Origin of the sequence: Burkholderia sp. Bp9004 (genome assembly GCF_003858025.1) — a bacterium.
Taxonomy (GTDB): Bacteria; Pseudomonadota; Gammaproteobacteria; order Burkholderiales; family Burkholderiaceae; genus Burkholderia; species Burkholderia diffusa.
The window spans coordinates 59447-79276 of the sequence record NZ_QTQD01000026.1 but is presented as its reverse complement, the minus strand read 5'-3'; the positions used below and the strand labels follow the sequence as shown (position 1 = coordinate 79276).

Genomic DNA, 19830 nt, shown 5'->3' with positions numbered 1-19830 from the left:
CGCCGCCGGCATCTCGCGCGCGTGGCGCCGCTCACCGCCCCGCGCACTCGGACGCGAGCCGCCCCACCACCTTCAGCGCATCCTCGATCTGCCGCGACCACGGATAACTGTAGTTGAGCCGGATGAAGTGCCGGTAATCGGCGGTCGCCGAGAACATGTGGCCGGGCCCGATCGTGATCCCCTGCGCGAGCGCGAGCGCATACAGCTTCATCGCGTCGACCTGCGGCGGCAGCTCGACCCACAGCACATACCCGCCCTGCGGCTGCGACAATCGCGTGCCTTCCGGGAAGAAGCGCCGCACCATCGCGCTCATCAGGCTCGCCTGCTGCGCATACTGCTTGCGCATCCGCCGCAGATGAAAATCGTAGCCGTCGTGCTTCAGGTATTCGGCGATCGCGAGCTGCTCGATCGCGGGCGTCGCGAGCGTGTTCAGGAATTTCAGCTTCTCGACCTGGTCGCGGTAGCGGCCGGGCATCGCCCAGCCGATCCGGTAGCGCGGCGACAGGCTCTTCGTGAACGACGCGCAATGCAGCACGAGCCCGTCGCGGTCGTACGACTTCAGCGCGCTCGGCGTCGTGTCGCCGTAATGCAGCTCGTGATAGACGTCGCTCTCGATCGCGGGCACGTCATGCTTCGCGAGCAGCTCGACGAGCGCGCGCTTGCGCGCATCGGGCATCTGGAAGCCGAGCGGATTGTGGAAATTCGGCATCACCATGCACGCGGCGATGCGCTCGCGCGCGAGGATCCGTTCGAGCGCGTCCAGATCGATGCCGTCGCCCGGATGGGTCGCCACCTCGAGCGCACGCATGCCCATGCGCTCGATCGCGTGCAGCATCGCGTAGAACGTCGGGGACTCCACCGCGATCGTGTCGCCAGGCTTTGCGACGGCCTGCAGGCAGAGGTTGATCGCCTCCGTCGCACCGATCGTCATCACGATCTCGCCCGGCTCGACCGGGATCCCGCGCTCCGCGTAGCGCCGCGCGATCTGGCGGATCAGCTCCTGGTTGCCTGGCGGCAGGTCGTCGATCACGCCCCAGCGCGTGCGGCGCCGGCCGATCGCCTGTGCATAGCGCGCAAGACGCTGCACCGGGAACTGCGACGCATCGGGATATGGCGAACCGAGCGGCACCGCGTCGTCGCGCGCGATCGAGCGCAGCGTCGACAGCACGAGCCGGCTCACGTCCACTGCCGACGGCTCGTCGGCCGGCGCCGACACGTGCAGCTCGGCCTCCGCCGGCGCCGTGGCCCGCGCCCGCACGAAATAGCCCGACTGCGGCCGGCTCTCGATCAGCCCGCGGCTCTCGAGCACGAGATATGCGCGCAGCACGGTCGTGACGCTGAGCTGCTGCTGCCGGCTCGCCTGGCGCACCGACGGAATCCGCTCGCCGGGCCGGTACACGCCGCGCTCGATCTGCGCCTGCAGATCATCGGCCAGTTGTTCGTAACGCTTCACGCGCCTCCCTTTCAACGTCCCTTCAACAACACAGTTGCGGTCCGCACTGCCTGATTGGCCGCAACTGTACTCTTTTTCGAAGACGAAAGGTGTACACACAGCGGCCGGAACACTGCGCGTACTCTCCGTGCATCGACCCCGACACACGCATCATGAAAAAGAAATCCGCCGCCGCGCGCATCGAACCGTACACCCACCCGGCCGCCGGCTGGGGCGCGCTGAAAGCCGTCACGATCAACCTGATCAAGGAAAAGGTCGCCGGCGGCAACTACCGCACGCTGCTGCGCCAGAACCAGCCGGACGGCTTCGACTGCCCGGGCTGCGCGTGGCCCGACCGCCAGCATGCCTCGACGTTCGAATTCTGCGAGAACGGCGTGAAGGCCGTGGCCGCCGAAGCGACGAGCAAGCGCGTGACGCCCGAATTCTTCGCCGCGCACACCGTCGCCGAGCTGCTCGAACAGTCGGATTTCGAACTCGAACAGCACGGCCGCCTGACCGACCCGATGGTGTACGACGCGCGGACCGACCGCTACGTGCCGATCGCGTGGGACGACGCATTCGAGCTGATCGCACGCCACCTGCGCGCGCTGCCGGACCCGAACCAGGCGGCGTTCTACACGTCCGGCCGCGCGAGCAACGAGGCGGCGTTCCTGTATCAGCTGCTGGTGCGGCTGTACGGCACCAACAACTTCCCCGACTGCTCGAACATGTGCCACGAGGCGACGAGCCGCGGGCTGCCGGCGTCGGTCGGCGTCGGCAAGGGCACCGTCACGCTCGACGATTTCGAGCACGCGGACATGCTGCTCATATTCGGCCAGAATCCGGCAACCAACCATCCGCGGATGATGGGCGAGCTGCGCGAATGCGCGAAGCGCGGCGCGACGATCGTGTCGATCAACCCGCTGAAGGAACGCGGACTCGAACGCTTCGCCGATCCGCAAAGCCCGCTCGAGATGCTGACGATGTCGGGCACGAAGATCGCGTCGACGTTCATCCAGCCGACGATCGGCGGCGATTTCGCGCTGATCAAGGGAATGGCGAAGCGCGTGCTCGAACTCGACGACGCCGCGCGCGCCACCGGTGCGCCGCGTGTGCTCGACATCGCGTTCATCGGCGAGCACACGGCCGGCTTCGATGCGTTCGCCGAAGATCTGCGCAACGAAAGCTGGTCCGCGCTGACGGCCGAAAGCGGCGTGCCGTACGAACAGATCGACAGCCTCGCGCAACTTTATGCACGCAGCGAGCGCGTGATCGCGACATGGGGCATGGGCATCACGCAGCACAAGCATTCGGTCGCGACCGTGCAGATGCTGACGAACCTGATGCTGATGCGCGGCAACGTCGGCCGCCCCGGTGCGGGCCTGTGCCCGGTGCGCGGTCACTCGAACGTGCAGGGCAACCGCACGGTCGGCATCGAGGAAAAACCGTCGCAGGCGTTCCTAGACCGGCTCGGCCACGTGTTCGACTTCGAGCCGCCGCGCCATCACGGCTACGACGTCGTCGAAACCATCGAAGGCATGCTCGAAGGCCACGTGAAGGTGCTGATCGGTCTCGGCGGCAACTTCGCGATGGCGACGCCCGACACGCCGCGCACGTGGGAAGGCATGCGCCGCTGCGATCTCTCCGTCCACATCACGACGAAGCTGAACCGCAGCCACCTGATTCATGGCCGCGACGCGCTGATCCTGCCGACGCTCGGCCGTACCGAGATCGACCTGCAGGACAACGGCGCGCAGGGCGTGACGGTCGAGGATTCGATGAGCATGGTCCACGTGTCGTACGGGATGAACAAGCCGGCGTCGCCGAACCTGATGTCGGAGCCCGCGATCGTCGCGCACATCGGCCATGCGCTGTTCGGCAGCGGCAAGATCGACTGGCTCGCGTACAAGGACGACTACGCGAAGATCCGTGACGCGATCGAGGCGACCGTCGACGGCTTCTACGACTACAACGCGCGCATCGCGCGGCCGGGCGGCTTCCACCTGCGCGTCGCGTCGCGCGACCGCGAATGGCTGACGCCGACGGGCAAGGCGAACTTCATCGCGCATGCGCTGCCGACCGACACGCCGATCCAGCGCGCCCGCGCACTGCACGGCGAGCGCCTGATGACGCTGATGACGACGCGTTCGCACGACCAGTACAACACGACCGTCTACGGGCTCGACGACCGCTATCGCGGCGTATTCGGCCAGCGCCGCGTGGTGTTCGTCAACCGCGACGACCTCGCGATGCTCGGCCTGAAGGCCGGCGAATGGGTCGACATGGAAACCGTGTGGCACGACGGCATCGAGCGGCGCGCGGACGGTTTCCTGCTCGTCGAATACGACATCCCGCGCGGCTGCATCGGTGCGTACTACCCGGAAACGAACCCGCTGGTGCCGCTCGACAGCGTCGGCGACGTGTGCAACACGCCGACGTCGAAGTCGGTGCCCGTGCTGCTGCATCGCGCGGCCGCGCCGGCGTCGGCCGCTGCCTGACGGAGCGCCGCGATGATCGTTCGGCCGCGCGAGCACTGGTTTCGGATGCTGCTCGTCTGGAACGGATCGGTACTGCCGACCATCCTGCCGCAGCTCGCGCTGACGCTCGCGATCAGCTTGGTCGCGGTATGGGGCGGCGGCCGCCTGCTCGGCGAGAAGGTACCGCTGAATCCGACGCCGTTCACGCTGATCGGCCTCACGCTCGCGATCTTCGCGGGGTTTCGCAACAACGCGAGCTACGAACGCTATCGCGAGGGACGGCAGCTGTGGGGCGGCGTGCTGACCGCCACGCGCACGCTGGTGTCGCAGGCGCTCTGCTACGGCGCGATCGACGGCGACGACGCTGCACGGCAGGCGTTCGTGCGCAAGGTCGTCGCGTTCGTCCATGCGTTGAAGCATCAGCTGCGCGGCACCGATCCTGCAGCGGACCTGCGCACGCTGCTCGACGGCGCGACCTATACGCGCATCGTCGCCGCCCGGTTTGCACCGATCGCGATCGTCCATGAACTACGCGAAGCATTCGCCGCGCGCGCCGACGCGGGCCATCTCGCCGATACCCGGCTGTGGATGCTCGACGTGCGCCTCGACGATCTCGTGTCGATGGTGAGCGGCTGCGAGCGCATCGCCTCGACGCCGATCCCGTTCTCGTACGACGTGCTGCTGCACCGGACCATCTACGCGTACTGCGCGCTGCTGCCGTTCGGTCTCGTCGATTCGATCGGCGCGGCGACACCGTTCGTCACCGTGTTCGTCGCCTATACGCTGATCGCGCTCGACGCGATCGCGCATGCGATCGCCGAGCCGTTCGGCGACGGACCGAACCAGCTCGCGCTCGATGCAATGACGCGAACGATCGAGCGCACGCTGCTCGAACTGAACCGCGAACCGCTGCCGGCCGAAGTGACGCCGAGCCCCGCGTATCGGCTCACCTGACGGGCCGACCTGCCGACGCGCGACGCACGCTCGGCCGGCCGGCCTGGCCGCTGTAATGAAGACTTGCAATCGATACAGCCGGAAACGTCAACAGCCGGGGGGCGCACAGCGTTTTTTCCACAAGCGCGCACGTTTCGTGACGCGCAACGACAGGAGAAAACGTCATGCGAGCCCTTACCCGCCATCTCGCGATCGCCGCCACCCTGATGTCGGTACTGACCGGCACCGCGTTCGCCGAAACGCCGTGGCAGCAAGCGCATCCGCGCCGCGAGGAGGTCAACCAGCGCCTCGCCAACCAGAATCGCCGGATCCGTCACGAAGTGAAGGAAGGCGAGATGTCGCACGCCCAGGCCGCGCGCCTGCACCGTGACGACCGAAAAATCCGCCAGGAAGAGCGGGACATGGCCGCGCAGGATCGCGGTCACATTACGCAGAGCGAAAAGCACGTGCTGAACCAGCAGGAAAACGCGGTCAGCCACAAGATCGGCCAGTAACGCCGGCAAGCGTCGATTCGCCATCGCTTGAAACGCCCGCTGCCGCCGTGCGGCAGCGGGTGCTTGTTGTTGTATCGAATCGTTTCAGCAGGCCGTTCGCGTCAAGTGCCGCGGGTATACTTCGACGTCAGCCGCCACCCGCATCGACCGTCAACAACGGCACGATTCCGGCGGTTTCGTCGCGAAGCTCCGCGTTTCGCGTACCCCGCGCCCCAGCCTCGACACGAGACACACGACGATCCCGATCATGAAACGATTCCTGCTGCTCCTTCCCGCCGCCCTGCTCGCCGCCTGCGGCTCGGCGCCCTCGTCCGATTCGGCCGCGTCCGGCTCGGCACCGATGATCTACGTGTCGTCCGCGCGCCCGGCCCACGCGATCGCCAACTGCCTCGACAGCCGCCTGTCCGACACTGCGCAATCGCAGCACAACGGCGTGACCGACATCACCGTCGGGTCGCGCTCGTATTTCGTCACGCTCACGCCGTCGGGCAACGGGTCCGTCGTCAAGGTCGTGCGCGGCTCGGGCAGCGAGCCGGCCGAGGAAGCGATGCGCTTCGCGATCGCGCGCTGCGTGATCTGACCGCCACCGGCGCCGGGCGCTCCGCCCGGCCCGCAAGCCACGTCACCCGGGCGCCGTCATGCGCGTCCGTCGAATTTTTTCATCCGGGCCGCCGTCGATGAGAGAATCGCACCACGATTCCCTTTCCACGGAGCCCGCATGAAGCACCTGCTGTCCCGGCTGTTCGTCAGCGCCGCGCTCGTCGCGCTTGTTCCGGCGCTGCCGGCGCAGGCCGCGACGCCGCCCGGCATCTTCGTCGTCGCCACCCAGCTCGGCGAATTCACGACCCTCGATCCGAGCGAAATCTACGAGCTCGTGCCGTCCGAGTACGTCGCGAACACCTACGAACGGCTCGTGCGGGTCGACCTGAAGGACCCGACGCGCTTCGACGGACAGATCGCGCAATCCTGGTCGGTCGGCGCCGACGGCGTCACTTACACGTTCAAGCTGCGCCCCGGTCTCACGTTCCACTCCGGCAACCCGGTCACCGCCGACGACGTCGCGTGGTCGCTGCAGCGCACCATCCTGCTCGACAAGGGCCCGGCCGGCGTGCTCGCCGATCTCGGCCTCACGAAGGCGAACGTGATGCAGAAGGTGCGCGCGGTCGACCCGCAGACCTTCGTGCTCGAAACCGACCACAAGTACGCGCCGAGCTTCGTGCTCAACGTGCTGAGCGCGTGTCCGGCGTCGGTGCTCGACAAGAAGCTGCTGATGTCGCACCAGCAGGGCAGCGATTTCGGCAGCGCCTGGCTGAAGACCAACGACGCGGGCTCGGGCCCGTACCAGCTCGTCAAGTGGACGCCGAACGAAAGCATCGTGCTGCAGCGTTTCGACAAGTACCGCGCGCCGTACCCGATGAAACGCGTCGTGCTGCGCCACGTGCCCGAGGCATCCGCGCAGCGGTTGCTGCTGGAAAACGGCGACGTCGACGCCGCGCGCAACCTGAGCCCCGACAGCCTCGCCTCGCTGACCAAGGCCGGCAAGATCAAGGTCGCGTCGTGGCCGGTGTCGGCGCTGCTGTACCTGAGCCTGAATACGAAGAACCCGAATCTCGCGAAACCCGACGTGCAACAGGCGATGAAGTGGCTGGTCGACTACGACGGCATCCAGCGCAACATCGTCAGCACGACATACAAAGTGCACGAGACCTTCCTGCCCGAGGGCTTCCTCGGCACACTGAATTCGAACCCGTACAAGCTCAACGTCGCGAAGGCGAAGGCGCTGCTCGCGAAGGCCGGCTTGCCGAACGGATTCGACGTGACGATGGACATGCCGAACGATTATCCGTACCTCGAGATCGCACAGGCACTCCAGGCGAACTTCGCGCAGGGCGGCATCCGCGTGAAGCTGATTCCGGGCGATGCGAAGCAGGCGATCGGCAAGTACCGCGCGCGCCAGCACGACATCTTCATCGGCGAATGGTCGCCGGACTACATGGACCCGAACAGCAACGCGCGCGGCTTCGCCTGGAATCCTGACAATTCCGACCAGTCGAAGACGAAGATGCTCGCATGGCGCAACAGCTGGGACATCCCGCAACTGACGAAGGACACCGAGGCCGCGCTCGTCGAGCCGTCGCCCGCGAAGCGCGCGCAGCGTTACGAGGCGCTGCAGAAGGCCGTGCTCGCGAACTCGCCGTTCGTCATCATGTTCGAGAAGGTCGTGCAGGTCGCGACGCGCCCCGGCACGACCGGGCCGGAGATCGGGCCGATCAACGACCTCGTGTCGTACCGGACGCTGGCAAAATAAGGCCGGCTGCCCGCGCGGCCGGCGACGCCGGCGCGCGGGTGCATCCATCATCCAATATGCTTCGCTCGGGGACCACGCAATGCGCTCATTACAAGAACTGCGCCTGGAATTTCTCCAGTACAAGATCGAACCGATCGGCTGGCTCGGCGACAGCCCGTCGCGCTTCGACTTCTACACCCGCACTGCGGAAGGATGCGACAGCGTCGTCGAGCTCGGCGTATTCACCGGCCTGACCACGACGGCCTTCATGCTCGCGCAGCCGAAGCGGCTGGTGTCGGTCGACATCACCGATCAGTATTTCCACATCCAGGATGAGCTGAAGCACGCGGCGAATGAACTGGCGATCGACTTCGAATTCAGGATCGCCGACGATCTCGCGATGGAGCCGCTTGCATCCGACCTGCTGTTCATCGACACCACGCACACGTACGAGCAGACGCTCGCCGAACTGAACCGGTTCGGCCCGCTCGCGCGCAAGAAGATCGTACTGCACGACATGAACACGTCGGGTGTCTACCAGGCCGTATTCCAATGGCTGTGGGACAACAAGCAGTTTCACATCACGTATCACGACAGCCGCGGCTGCGGCGCGGTCGTCTGCGAGCGTCACGTCGGCTATTGAGCCGCGCACGCGCGACGGGAGGCACCATGCATTCGAACGGGCACGCGGTCTGCGTGGCGATCAACGACAACAACCGCGCGTGGTACGAGATGCTCGTGCCGTTCCTGCTGTCGCTGCGGCACACGGGTTACGACGGACAGGTGGCCGTCATCGGCTACGGGCTGTCCGAGCACAAGCGGCGCATCCTGGAAAGCCAGTCGGTCGACGTGATCGAAGCGTCGAGCGCGCATGCGCTCCCGGTCGGCCGCTTCATCGAGGCCGCCGGCTATTGCGCGCGCAATCCGCACATCACGAAACTCGCGCTGTACGACGCGGACATCTGGTTCTGCGCGCCCTCCTTCGACCTGTTCTCCCGGATCGCCGACGATCGCCTGTATGCGTGCCCCGACCCGCTGTTCTGCACGTTCGTGGTCACGCCGCTGATCGGTGAGCGGCGCGACGAGCATTGGCGCCTCGTCGTCGACGAGGTGCGGACGCGTCACGGCGGTGCGCTACAGGCCGGACTCGTCGCCGGCACGGCCACCGCGTGGGCGCGCTTCGCGGCGCACCTGCGCGACTGCGTCGCCCGCATCGGCACCGACTTCCAGGAATGCTTCGGGATCGACACGACGTTCCTGCACCTGTGGGGCGCACGCGGCGAAACCGCGTTGCTCGACCCGGTCCAGAACTTCGTCAGCAAGAACGGCATTCACGAATCGTTCGACGCGCGCAACGGCACCACGACGCTGCGCTATCAGGGCGAACCGATCCGCGCGCTGCACATGACCGGCGACATCCGCTTCCTCGACCGCTGGCGCTACTACGCGAACCACGTCGACGCCGCATTGCGCGACGGCGTGCCGTTCGCGCTGTCGGACGGCACGCCGTCGCCATCCGACACGGCCGCCGCCAGCATCGCCGCGACCGGATTCGTGCGTTCGGCCGGGCTGACCGTCACTTCCGCCGCGGTCGAGCGCAGCGCGGGCGCGTACCTGCAGGCGATCGACGAACCGGGCGGCACGATGCTCGTCGGCAGCGCGAACCACGAGATCGTGTTGACCGCGACCCGCGACATCGCGCGACTGAACGTGTACATCACGCATCCGTCCGGCACGCCGTCGCCGCTGCGATGCGAGGTGCTGATCGATGGACAGGCGCAGCGCAAGGGCACCGAACTGATGACGCATTTCTGGTATCAGATCGCGGCCGGCACCGTCATCACGCTGCGCTCGACGAGCCTCGGCGGCCAGCAGTGCAATGCGATCTGGCGGCTGCGCGAGACGTCGGACATGCAGCAGTAATCGATGGGCAACGCGTCGAACGCTCGCATGCCCGGCTTCGAGCGCGCGGCATGTCGTCGAGGCGCCGCGCGGCGAAGCGCCCCGGCAAATTATCCCTGTCAGGCATGAACGCGAAATATGCGTGACAGGAACAATTTCTCCGTTGCCCATCGCGATCCTCTCGTTGGACGCGCACGTCCGCCCCTATCATCCTCTGACAAACGATAGTTTTTATTCGCTGGCGCCAATGATTTTGGCTTTGTTAGATAGATGTCAAAGAATCATCCAATGACAACGATCTAACAGACCGATGACCTGTGCATTCGCCCATACCGTCGAATCCCGCTTTGCCGATCTGACGCCGACCGCGAAGCGTATCGCGAGCTACATGCTCGCGAACCTCGATCGGCTCGGCCTCGAAACCGCCGACCAGATCGCGCAGCAGACCGGCACCAGCGGCATTTCGGTCGGGCGGTTCCTGCGCAGCGTCGGTTACCGGAATCTCGACGACCTGAAACGCGAACTGCGTGGCGACGGCGATCGTCCATGGATGATCACCGACCGCCTCGACGAGTACCGCCGCGCCGCCGCCACGCAAACGACCGTCGGCGAAGGCGACAGCGATCGCAGCAGCGGCACGCTCGCGTCGTCGCTCGACCGCGAGCTCGACGCGATCCGCCACGTGTACCGGCTCGCCGAAGAACCGGTGTTCGCGCAGGTCGCGGACCGGATCGCGCATGCCGATGCCGTATTCATCCTCGGCATCCAGTCGACCCGCGGCATCAGCAATGCGTTCAGCAGCTATCTCGAATACCTGCGCCCGCGCGTGTTCTATTCCGACGGCCAGTCGGGCTCGTACGTCGATTCGCTGAATTCCGAGTTCGAACGGCCGTACTGCATCGTCACCGACACGCGCGCGTATTCGCGCAGCGCGCGCCGCTATTGCCAGGCCGCCGCCGAACGCGGCCAGCCGTTCGCGCTGGTCACCGATCTGTATTGCCCGTGGGCGCGCGAATGGCCGGCCGACCTGCTGCAGGTGAAGACCGACGTCGGCCAGTTCTGGGATTCGCTCGCGCCGCTCACCTGCCTGTTCAACCTGCTGATCACCGCCGTGGTCGACCGCCTCGGTCCCGCGGTCGACCGGCGCGTCGCGCGCAATCGCGAACTGCAGCGCACGTTCGACCAATTCGAATCCTGAGTCAACCGGACCGCCGATGAACCATCACCGTCTCGTCGAAATCACGCCCGCCACGCATCGCATCGAGATCGATCTCGTCTACGCGACCGAGCACAACCTGACCGGCAAGCCGATCTACCGCAACGCGCACTGTCTGCTGCTCGAGCCGGCCGAAGCCGCGCTGCGCCGCGCGGTCGACGTCGCCGCGCAGGCCGGCTTCACGCTGCGCATCTACGACGCATACCGGCCGCCGGAGGCGCAGCAGGTGCTGTGGGATTTCCTGCCGGATCCGAACTTCGTCGCCGATCTCGGCCGCGGGTCGAACCACAGCCGCGGCACCGCGCTGGACCTGACGCTCGTCGGCGCGAACGGCGAGCCGCTCGACATGGGCACCGGCTTCGACGAGATGGTGGCCGCGTCGGGCCACTTTCACGCGGGGTTGCCCGAGCACGTGCAACGCAACCGGCTGCTGCTGCTCGGCGTCATGCATGCGGCCGGCTTCGCGCATATCGACAGCGAGTGGTGGCACTACGAGCTGCCCGGTTCGCATGCGCTGCCGCAGATCGACAACGCGGCGAGCGGCCCGTGGCGCCTGATGTAACGATGCTGCACGCCCCCTTTTTCATGCAGGTTCACGTTCAACGACTCAAACGACAGATGGAGAAGCGCCCATGAAATTCCCGACCTCCCGGCTCGTCGCGGCGCTGGCCGCCGCGTCCCTGTTCGCCGCCGTTCCGCTTTCCACCGCCCATGCGGAAACGCCGAAGGACATGTTCGTGATGGCCACGCTGCTCGACGAATTCACGACGCTCGATCCGGGCGAAATCTACGAGCTGGTGCCGGAGGAGTACGTCGCGAACACGTACGACCGGCTCGTGCGCGTGGACCTGCGCGATCCGTCGAAATTCAACGGCGACGTCGCGCAGTCGTGGACGGTGAGCGCCGACGGCCTGACCTATACGTTCAAGCTGCGCTCGGGCCTCAAGTTCCACTCGGGCAACCCGCTGACGGCCGACGACGTCGCATGGTCGATCCAGCGCGCGGTGCTGCTCGACAAAGGACCGGCCGCGGTGCTGACCGGCATCGGGCTCACGAAGGCCAACGTCGTGGCGAACGTGAAGAAGCTGGACGACCAGACGGTGTCGATCACGACCGATCACAAATACGCGCCGACCTTCGTGCTCAACGTGCTCGGCTCGTGGCCCGCGTCGGTGCTCGACAAGAAATTGCTGCTGTCGCACCAGCAGGGCAACGACTTCGGCAACGCGTGGTTGAAGACCAACGAGGCCGGCTCCGGCGCGTACAAGCTCGTCAAGTGGTCGCCCAGCGACAGCATCGTGCTGCAACGCTTCGACGGCTACCGTCTGCCGCTCGCGATGAAGCGCATCGTGCTGCGCCACGTGCCCGAAGCGGCGAGCCAGCGACTGCTGCTGGAAAACGGCGACGTCGACGCGGCGCGCGACCTGAGCCCGGACGATCTCGCGTCGGTGGTGAAATCGGGCAAGGCGAAAGTCACGGCCTCGCCGCAGGCGACGCTGCTGTATCTCGGCCTGAACACGAAGAACCCGACGCTCGCGAAGCCCGACGTGCAGGAAGCGCTGAAGTGGCTGGTCGACTATGCGGGCCTCCAGGCCAACGTCGTGAAGACGACCTACAAGGTGCACCAGACCTTCCTGCCCGAAGGCTTCCTCGGCACGCTGAATTCGAACCCGTACAAGCTCGACGTCGCGAAGGCGAAGGCGCTGCTCGCGAAGGCCGGCGTGCCGAACGGCTTCTCGGTGACGATGGACGTGCGCAACGACTATCCGTACACGGAGATCGCGCAGGCCGTGCAGGCGAACTTCGCGCAGGCGGGCGTCAAGGTGCAGCTGATCCCCGGCGACAACAAGCAGACGCTCGCGAAATACCGCGCGCGCCAGCACGACATCTACATCGGCGAATGGTCGGCCGACTACATCGACCCGCACAGCAACGCGCAGGGTTTCGCATGGAACCCCGACAACTCCGACAAGTCGAGCTACAAGATGCTGGCCTGGCGCAACAGCTGGGACATTCCGCAACTGACGAAGGAAACCGACGCCGCGCTCGCCGAGCCGACCGCCGCGCAACGCGCGCAGCGGTACCAGGCGATGCAGAAGGAAATGCTCGCGCGCTCGCCGTTCGTGATCATGTTCGAGAAGGTCGCGCAGGTCGCGACGCGACCCGGCGTGAGCGGGCTCGAAGTCGGGCCGATCAACGACCTCGTGTCGTACCGTAACCTGAAGAAGCAATAAGGTTCGCCGCATGTCGACTCCCGCCTCCTCCCTCGAAGCACTGCGCACGCTGCCCGCGCGGCGCCCGGCCGTGCGCTGGGTGCTACGCGTGCTGCGCTGGGCGCTCACGCTCGCCGTCACGTTCACAGGGCTGCTCGCGCTGACGTTCGTGATCGGCCGCAAGGTGCCGATCGATCCCGTGCTCGCGATCCTCGGCGATCGCGCGTCGGCCGAGGCCTACGCGGCCGAGCGCATCGCGCTCGGCCTCGACAAGCCGCTCGTCACGCAGTTCCTGATCTACGCGCGCGACGTGCTGCACGGCAATCTCGGCATGTCGCTGCTGACGTCGAACCCGGTGCTCGACGACATCAGGCGCGTGTTCCCCGCCACGCTCGAACTCGCGACGATCGCGACGGTGATCGGCATCGCGATCGGCGTGCCGCTCGGCGTCGCGGCCGCGGTGAAGCACAACCGGCCGATCGACCACATCGCACGCTTCGTCGGCCTGATCGGCAATTCGGTGCCGGTATTCTGGCTCGGGCTGATGGGGCTGCTGCTGTTCTATGCGCGGCTGCACTGGGTCGGCGGCCCCGGCCGGCTCGATCCCGTGTACGACGGGATGGTCGACCCGCGCACGGGCAGCCTGCTGATCGACGCGGCGCTCGCGGGCGAGTGGGACGTGTTCCGCAACGCGGTGTCGCACATCGCGCTGCCGGCCGCGATCCTCGGCTACTACTCGGTCGCGTACCTGAGCCGGATGACGCGCTCGTTCATGCTCGACCAGCTGAGCCAGGAATACATCGTCACCGCGCGCGCGAAGGGCTTGTCCGAGCGGCGCGTCATCTGGCGGCATGCGTTCGGCAACATCGCGGTGCCGCTGCTCACCGTGATCGCGCTCACGTACAGCAACCTGCTCGAAGGCTCGGTGCTGACCGAGATCGTGTTCGCGTGGCCGGGGCTCGGCTCGTACCTGACCGGCGCGCTCCTGAACGCCGACATGAACGCCGTGCTCGGCGCGACGCTCGTGATCGGCGTGATGTTCATCACCGTCAACCTGCTGACCGACGCGCTGTACCGTGTGTTCGATCCGCGTGCGCGCTGAGGGCCGCTTCGACATGACCGTTTCCATCCTGCTTCCTTCACCGACCATGCCGAAGGCCACCCGTCCATGAATGCCGAACATTTCACGCTGCGCGCGTGGCTGCTTTCCGATGCGCCCGCGTCGCGCTCGCAGGCCGCGTTCGGCCTCGCCTACCGCCGCTGGCGCCGTTTCGCGGGCAATCCGCTCAACCTGTTCGGGCTCGCGATCCTGGTGACGCTGATCGTGGTCGCGATCGTCGGCCCGCTGATCATGCCGCACGATCCGCTGCGCCAGGTGCTGTCGGACCGGCTGCTGCCGCCCGGCTCCGCATCGCACTGGCTCGGCACCGACCAGCTCGGCCGCGACATCCTTTCGCGGATGATCGCGGGCTCTCGCCTCACGCTCGGCATCGCGATGCTCGTCGTCGTGATCGTCGTGCCGATCGGCCTCGCGATCGGCACGACGGCCGGCTATTGCGGCGGCTTCGTCGACAGCGTGCTGATGCGCATCACCGACATCGCGCTCGCGTTCCCGAAGATCGTGCTCGCGCTCGCATTCGCGGCCGCGCTCGGGCCCGGCGTGATCAACGCGGTCGTTGCGATCTCGATCACCGCGTGGCCCGCGTATGCGCGGCTCGCGCGCGCGGAGACGATCCGCATCGCGCAGGCCGACTACATCCACGCCGCGCGGCTGCAAGGCGCGTCGGGCCCGCGGATCCTGCTGCGCTACATCATGCCGCTGTGCATGTCGTCGGTGATCGTGCGCGCGACGCTCGACATGGCCGGCATCATCCTCACCGTCGCGGGCCTCGGCTTTCTCGGCCTCGGCGCGCAGCCGCCGAGCCCCGAGTGGGGCTTCATGGTCGCGTCGGGCCGCAACGTGCTGCTCGACGCGTGGTGGGTCGCGACGCTGCCCGGTATCGCCATCCTGCTCGTGAGCCTCGCATTCAACCTGCTCGGCGACGGGCTGCGCGACGTCTTCGATCCCCGCCATGGAGCATGACATGCCGATGAATTCCACCACCGCGCCCGCGCCGCTCTGCGAGATCGACGGCCTGAAAATCGGCTTTCGCGGGCACGACGGCGTCGTCACCGACGCGGTGCGCGACCTGTCGCTGACGCTCGCGCCCGGCGAACGGCTCGGCATCGTCGGCGAATCGGGCTCCGGCAAGTCGCTGACGGGCCGCGCGCTGCTCGGCCTGCTGCCCGAATCCGCGCGCTGGTCGGCCCGCACGATGCGCTTCGCGGGCCAGGACCTGCTCGCGATGTCCGCGAGCGAACGCCGGCGCCTGTGCGGCAGCCAGATGGGGATGATCCTGCAGGATCCGAAGTATTCGCTGAACCCGGTGATGACCGTCGCGAAGCAGATGGGCGAAGCGTTCCGGCGGCACGAGCCGCGCCTGCGCGGCCGCGCGCTGCGCGAGCGGATCGTCGACGCGCTCGCGGCCGTGCAGATCCGCGACCCGGCGCGCGTCGCCGATGCGTATCCGCACGAGCTGTCGGGCGGCATGGGCCAGCGCGTGATGATCGCGATGATGGTGTCGACGGGCCCACGCCTGCTGATCGCCGACGAGCCGACCTCCGCGCTCGACGTCGCGGTGTCGATGCAGGTGCTCGCGGTGCTCGACGCGATGATCGCGCGGCACAACACGGGCCTGATGTTCGTCAGCCACGACCTGCCGCTCGTGATGTCGTTCTGCGATCGCGTCGCGGTGATGTATGCGGGGCGCGTGGTCGAAACCTGCGCCGCGCGCGACCTGCGCGATGCGACGCATCCCTACACGCGCGGGCTGCTCGCGGCGAACCCGCCGCTCGTGAACCCGCCCGACGAACTGCCCGTGCTGCGGCGCGATCCGGCGTGGCTCGACGCCGCTGCGCCCGCGCCGACCGCTCACATACCGCAGGAGGCCGCACGATGATCGACGTCGATCACGCATCGATCCGTTTCCCGACCCGCACGGGTCACGTCGACGCCGTGCGCGATGCCAGCTTCGCGGTACGCGACGGCGAGGTGTTCGGGCTCGTCGGCGAATCGGGCTCCGGCAAGTCGACGCTGCTGCGCGCGCTGACCGGCCTCGTGCCGCTCGCGGGCGGCAGCCTGTCGATCGACGGGCGGCCCGTCGGCGGCACGCCCGATCGCGCATTTCGCCGCCACGTGCAGATGGTGTTCCAGGATCCGTACGCGTCGCTGCATCCGCGCTTCACGGTGGACCAGACGCTGCGCGAGCCGCTGTCGATCCACGCGATCGACGACGCCGACGCGCGCATCGCCCGCGCGCTGTCCGAAGTCGGGCTCGGCCCGTCGTTCCGCTTCCGCTATCCGCACCAGCTGTCGGGCGGCCAGCGCCAGCGTGTCGCGATCGCGCGCGCGCTGATTGTCGAGCCGCGCGTGTTGCTGCTCGACGAGCCGACGTCCGCGCTCGACGTGTCGGTGCAGGCCGAAATCCTGAACCTGCTGCGCCGCCTGCATCGCGAACGCAAACTGACGATGATCCTCGTGAGCCACAACCTCGCGGTGATCGGCTTCCTGTGCCAGCGCGTCGCGGTGATGCAGCATGGCGAGATCGTCGAACAGCTGCGGATCGAGGACGTGCGCGCCGGACAGGTCGCACGAGACTACACGCGCACGCTGCTGCGCGCGACCGAAGGCTACCGCCGCCTCGATCCGGTCGCCTGACATGAGTGCGACGCGCGGGCGTGCGATACTCGGCACCCCGTGCGTCGGTGCGCCAGTGCACCGGCGCGCACGCCGAATGGAACCCTTGCGCACCGCGCGGGTCCATTTCCTTTCGTCAACAGCTCAACAGCTATAGGGAGGCGTTCATGCTGCAATTCATCGAAACCCTGGTGGTCGGGCTCATCGTCGGCCTCCTCGCCCGTGCGCTCAAGCCCGGCGACGACAAAATGGGCATCCTGATGACCGTCGTGCTCGGCGTCGTCGGCTCGCTCGTCGCGGGCTACGTCGGCCGCGCTGCCGGCTGGTATGCGCCGGGCCAGGGCGCCGGCTGGATCGCGTCGATCATCGGCGCGATCGTGCTGCTCGTGATCGTCGGCGCGGTGCGCAAGCGGGCGGGCTGACCGCCGCATCGCCCGCGTCGATGCGGAAACGGCCGCTCGTCACACGAGCGGCCGTTTTTCTTTCTGCACCCCGCAATTCGCACCCTCGTCGAATCGTTGAGTTCTCAACGATTCACCTGCAAAACCCCTGTCCGTTGGCCGGATTGCCGCGAGCTTGCGCCATCGGCAATACCCTGACTTGCGGCCGCACAAATTTGAGATAAATTGATTGGAGGAATGCGGCGTCATTTGCTCGTTGCCGTCATTTCCCGTACTGTCATTCAAGAGGTCCAATGGAATTGCCGTTTACGCATACAGCATCGCAGCGTTGACGGACTGCCATTCGAGCGGCCCCGCTGCGACGCGCTTCCTCTCTGGAGCCTGTCATGACGCATCGCCTGTTTGCCGCCTCGTTTGCCCTGGCTGCCTCGCTTCTGGCGTCGTCCTCGTCTTTTGCCGCCGGCGCGTCCGGCGTCATCCACTTCACCGGCATGATCGTCGAGCCGCCGTGCTCGTTCGCACTCGACACGGCCGACGCCGCACACGCGCACGTGCGCCCCGACTGCCCGCGCCCGGCGAGCGGGCAAGTCGCGTTCGTCGACGCGGCCAGCCTGCGCACGATCAAGACCACGACCTTTACGCAGGCCTCGCGCGCAATCGTTTTACCTGACCGTGCGGGCAACGCGCATGCGCCGATGATCGCCGTCGTGACGTACCAGTAGCGCCTGCTGCCGGAGACGCCGCGCGTCAGTCGCGATGGCAGGCGATCCAGTCGCTGAACGCGCGGATCTTCTGCTGGCTGCCGATGCTCTCCGGATAGACGAAGAAATAGCGGGCGCCAGTCTCGAGCACGATGTCGAACGGCCGTTCGAGCCGGCGCGCGGCGACGTCGTCGTCGACGAGCGTCACGTCGCCGATCGCGACGCCGAAGCCCTGCATCGCCGCGTTCGTCGCGAGATCGAGCGTGTCGAAGGTCGGCCCGCGCTCCGCGTCGACGGCGCGCTCGCCCGCGTGATCGAGCCACGCGCGCCAGTCGCGGTGGTCGCGCGTCGGATGCAGCAGCGTATGGTGCGCGAGATCGCCGACCGCATCGAGCGGCACGGCCTGCCGCAGCTCGGGCGCGCACACCGGCGTCAAGCGCTCGTCGAACAGCGGCAGCGCGAACACGCCGGCGCCCGGCGACGTACCGTAGACGACCGCCGCATCGAACGGCTCGGTCGAGAAATCGACGATGTGCTGCCACGCGGTCGTGATCTGCACGTGGAGCTCGGGATGCTCGCCCTGGAAGCGCATGATGCGCGGCAGCATCCAGCGCATCACGCAAGTCGGCACCTTCAGCGCGAGATCGGTGCGCTGCCGCGTGAGCTTCATCGAGATGTCCTCGATCCGCGCGAAGCTCTCGTTGACCACCGGCAACAGTTGCTCGCCCTCCGCCGTCAGCGTGAGGCCCTTCGCGTGCCGCTTGAACAGCGGAAAGCCGTAATGCGCCTCGAGTGTCTGGATCTGCCGGCTTACCGCGCCCTGCGTGAGGCACAGCTGCTCGGCCGCGCGCGTGAAGCTGCGGTGGCGGGCCACCGTCGAGAAGATCTGCAGCGCGTGCAGGGGTGGAAGTCGGCGCATGACGAAGGGGTAGACGGATCGATCGCACCCAACGAAGGCGCGGCAAGACCGCGCGCCGACACCGGCGCGCGCTGATCGACACGATAAGCCAAACGCCGGCTTTACGCGAGGTGCACCGGACGCTCAGGCCGTGGCGGCGAGCGCGCCCGTCGCGATGCGCGCCGCCGACGCGACGACGTCCGCACGTGCCGCCGCGTCGGCACGCGGCTGCGTGAACGACACGGCCAGCACGATCGGCGCGCGCGACGGCGGCCACAGCACGGCGACGTCGGTCGTCGTGCCGTAGCCGCCGGTGCCGGTCTTGTCCGCGATGCGCCAGCCCGGCGGCACGCCGGCCGCGATTCCGGTCGCGCCGCGCGCGCCGCCGGTCATCCATTCCGTGAGCTGCGCACGCTGCGGCTCGCGCAGCGTATCGCCGAGCAGCAACCGCTGCAGCGTGTCGACCATCGCGACCGGTGTCGACGTATCGCGCTCGTCGCGCGGCGCCGCCTGGTTCAGTTCGGGTTCCCAGCGGTCCAGCCGGAATGCGGTGTCGCCGCTTTCGTGCGCGAACGATGTGACGGCCTGCGGACCGCCGAGCACGCCCATCAGCAGGTTCCCCGCGCCCTTGTCGCCCGACTGCAGCATCGCCGTGCAGAGCTGCGCGATCGTCATCCCCGTGTCGACGTGGCTTTCCGTCACCGGCGAGCCGGCCACGACTTCATAGCGGCGATACAGGATGCGGCGCGGCAGCAGCGACGCGTCGAGCGAGCCGCGCGCGAGTATCGCGGCGGCGGCGACGACCGCATAGGTGCCGCACAGCGGGAAGCGCTCGCGCGCGTGATGCGCGATGCGCGTGCCGCTCGACGTATCGAGTGCGGCGACGCCGAGCCGACCGTTCGACGCTTTTTCGAGCGCGGCGAGTTCGGCCTGGGCGGCATGTGCGCGGCCCTGGTCGGCGACGGGTGCCGACGAGCACGCGGCGACGAACGGCGCGGCGACGGCGGCGAGCAACAGCGAGCGGCGTGTCGGAGAGTGTTCCATGGGTGAAGGGTGTTCTGTCGGAAACGGTGGCACGAAGCAACATACGTGCGCATCGACGATGCACACGCATTCACG

The 19830-nt window shown here is 67.3% G+C and carries 19 protein-coding genes; 16 read left to right on the top strand and 3 right to left on the bottom strand.

The annotated features are described in order from the left end of the window. Positions 1 to 31 precede the first annotated feature (31 nt). Entirely contained in the window at positions 32 to 1453 is a 1422-nt protein-coding gene (locus DIE08_RS25215) for a PLP-dependent aminotransferase family protein (protein WP_124623064.1), read from the bottom strand. A 152-nt stretch (positions 1454 to 1605) separates the two neighbouring features. Between DIE08_RS25215 and DIE08_RS25205 the strand changes: the two genes are divergently transcribed. From DIE08_RS25205 to DIE08_RS25125, 16 genes are all read left to right on the top strand, one after another. Beyond that, entirely contained in the window at positions 1606 to 3930 is a 2325-nt protein-coding gene (locus DIE08_RS25205) for an FdhF/YdeP family oxidoreductase (RefSeq protein WP_124904135.1), read from the top strand. A gap of 12 nt (positions 3931 to 3942) precedes the next feature. Next, positions 3943 to 4863 carry a bestrophin family protein gene (locus DIE08_RS25200; RefSeq protein WP_124904133.1) on the top strand — a complete coding sequence of 307 codons (921 nt, stop codon included), beginning with the start codon at positions 3943 to 3945 and terminating at the stop codon, positions 4861 to 4863. Positions 4864 to 5027: 164 nt separating this feature from the next. Further along, positions 5028 to 5357 (top strand): hypothetical protein, encoded by a 330-nt coding sequence (locus DIE08_RS25195; RefSeq protein ID WP_069227181.1) that lies wholly within the window; start codon positions 5028 to 5030, stop codon positions 5355 to 5357. Between the two features lie 247 nt (positions 5358 to 5604). Further along, positions 5605 to 5937, top strand: a complete 333-nt coding sequence (locus DIE08_RS25185; RefSeq protein WP_124623176.1) for a sugar ABC transporter ATPase — start codon at positions 5605 to 5607, stop codon at positions 5935 to 5937. Positions 5938 to 6075: 138 nt separating this feature from the next. Further along, positions 6076 to 7665, top strand: coding sequence for an ABC transporter substrate-binding protein (locus DIE08_RS25180; RefSeq protein WP_124904131.1), 1590 nt, complete (start codon positions 6076 to 6078; stop codon positions 7663 to 7665). A 79-nt stretch (positions 7666 to 7744) separates the two neighbouring features. Beyond that, the gene (locus DIE08_RS25175; RefSeq protein ID WP_124623074.1) at positions 7745 to 8287 is read left to right on the top strand and encodes a class I SAM-dependent methyltransferase; all 543 of its coding nucleotides are present in this window, start codon (positions 7745 to 7747) and stop codon (positions 8285 to 8287) included. A gap of 26 nt (positions 8288 to 8313) precedes the next feature. Next, complete coding sequence (locus DIE08_RS25170) at positions 8314 to 9567, top strand: hypothetical protein (protein ID WP_124904129.1); 1254 nt, start codon at positions 8314 to 8316, stop codon at positions 9565 to 9567. A gap of 289 nt (positions 9568 to 9856) precedes the next feature. After that, the gene (gene sapR / locus DIE08_RS25165; RefSeq protein ID WP_124904127.1) at positions 9857 to 10744 is read left to right on the top strand and encodes a sap1 transcriptional regulator SapR; all 888 of its coding nucleotides are present in this window, start codon (positions 9857 to 9859) and stop codon (positions 10742 to 10744) included. A 16-nt stretch (positions 10745 to 10760) separates the two neighbouring features. Continuing rightward, positions 10761 to 11324, top strand: coding sequence for a D-alanyl-D-alanine dipeptidase (ddpX, locus tag DIE08_RS25160; protein ID WP_059607182.1), 564 nt, complete (start codon positions 10761 to 10763; stop codon positions 11322 to 11324). Between the two features lie 70 nt (positions 11325 to 11394). Continuing rightward, positions 11395 to 12996 (top strand): ABC transporter substrate-binding protein, encoded by a 1602-nt coding sequence (locus DIE08_RS25155; protein WP_124904125.1) that lies wholly within the window; start codon positions 11395 to 11397, stop codon positions 12994 to 12996. A 10-nt stretch (positions 12997 to 13006) separates the two neighbouring features. Beyond that, positions 13007 to 14077 carry an ABC transporter permease gene (locus DIE08_RS25150; protein WP_124904123.1) on the top strand — a complete coding sequence of 357 codons (1071 nt, stop codon included), beginning with the start codon at positions 13007 to 13009 and terminating at the stop codon, positions 14075 to 14077. A 66-nt stretch (positions 14078 to 14143) separates the two neighbouring features. Further along, entirely contained in the window at positions 14144 to 15058 is a 915-nt protein-coding gene (gene nikC, locus DIE08_RS25145; protein WP_124904121.1) for a nickel transporter permease, read from the top strand. A gap of 1 nt (position 15059) precedes the next feature. Then, on the top strand, positions 15060 to 15974 hold the full coding sequence (locus tag DIE08_RS25140) for an ABC transporter ATP-binding protein (RefSeq protein ID WP_124904119.1): 915 nt from the start codon (positions 15060 to 15062) through the stop codon (positions 15972 to 15974). Next, positions 15971 to 16732 carry an ABC transporter ATP-binding protein gene (locus DIE08_RS25135; RefSeq protein WP_059607172.1) on the top strand — a complete coding sequence of 254 codons (762 nt, stop codon included), beginning with the start codon at positions 15971 to 15973 and terminating at the stop codon, positions 16730 to 16732. Before DIE08_RS25140 ends, DIE08_RS25135 begins: the two co-directional genes overlap by 4 nt. A 146-nt stretch (positions 16733 to 16878) precedes the next feature. After that, positions 16879 to 17133 (top strand): GlsB/YeaQ/YmgE family stress response membrane protein, encoded by a 255-nt coding sequence (locus DIE08_RS25130; RefSeq protein WP_057924918.1) that lies wholly within the window; start codon positions 16879 to 16881, stop codon positions 17131 to 17133. 365 nt (positions 17134 to 17498) lie between these two features. Further along, positions 17499 to 17834, top strand: a complete 336-nt coding sequence (locus tag DIE08_RS25125; protein WP_124904117.1) for a type 1 fimbrial protein — start codon at positions 17499 to 17501, stop codon at positions 17832 to 17834. 25 nt (positions 17835 to 17859) lie between these two features. Here the strand turns inward: DIE08_RS25125 and DIE08_RS25120 are convergent, their stop codons facing one another. Continuing rightward, complete coding sequence (locus DIE08_RS25120; RefSeq protein ID WP_059607168.1) at positions 17860 to 18732, bottom strand: LysR substrate-binding domain-containing protein; 873 nt, start codon at positions 18730 to 18732, stop codon at positions 17860 to 17862. A 123-nt stretch (positions 18733 to 18855) separates the two neighbouring features. Continuing rightward, positions 18856 to 19755: a class A beta-lactamase gene (bla, locus tag DIE08_RS25115; RefSeq protein ID WP_059684794.1), complete on the bottom strand. Its 900-nt coding sequence runs from the start codon at positions 19753 to 19755 to the stop codon at positions 18856 to 18858. Positions 19756 to 19830: the final 75 nt, after the last annotated feature.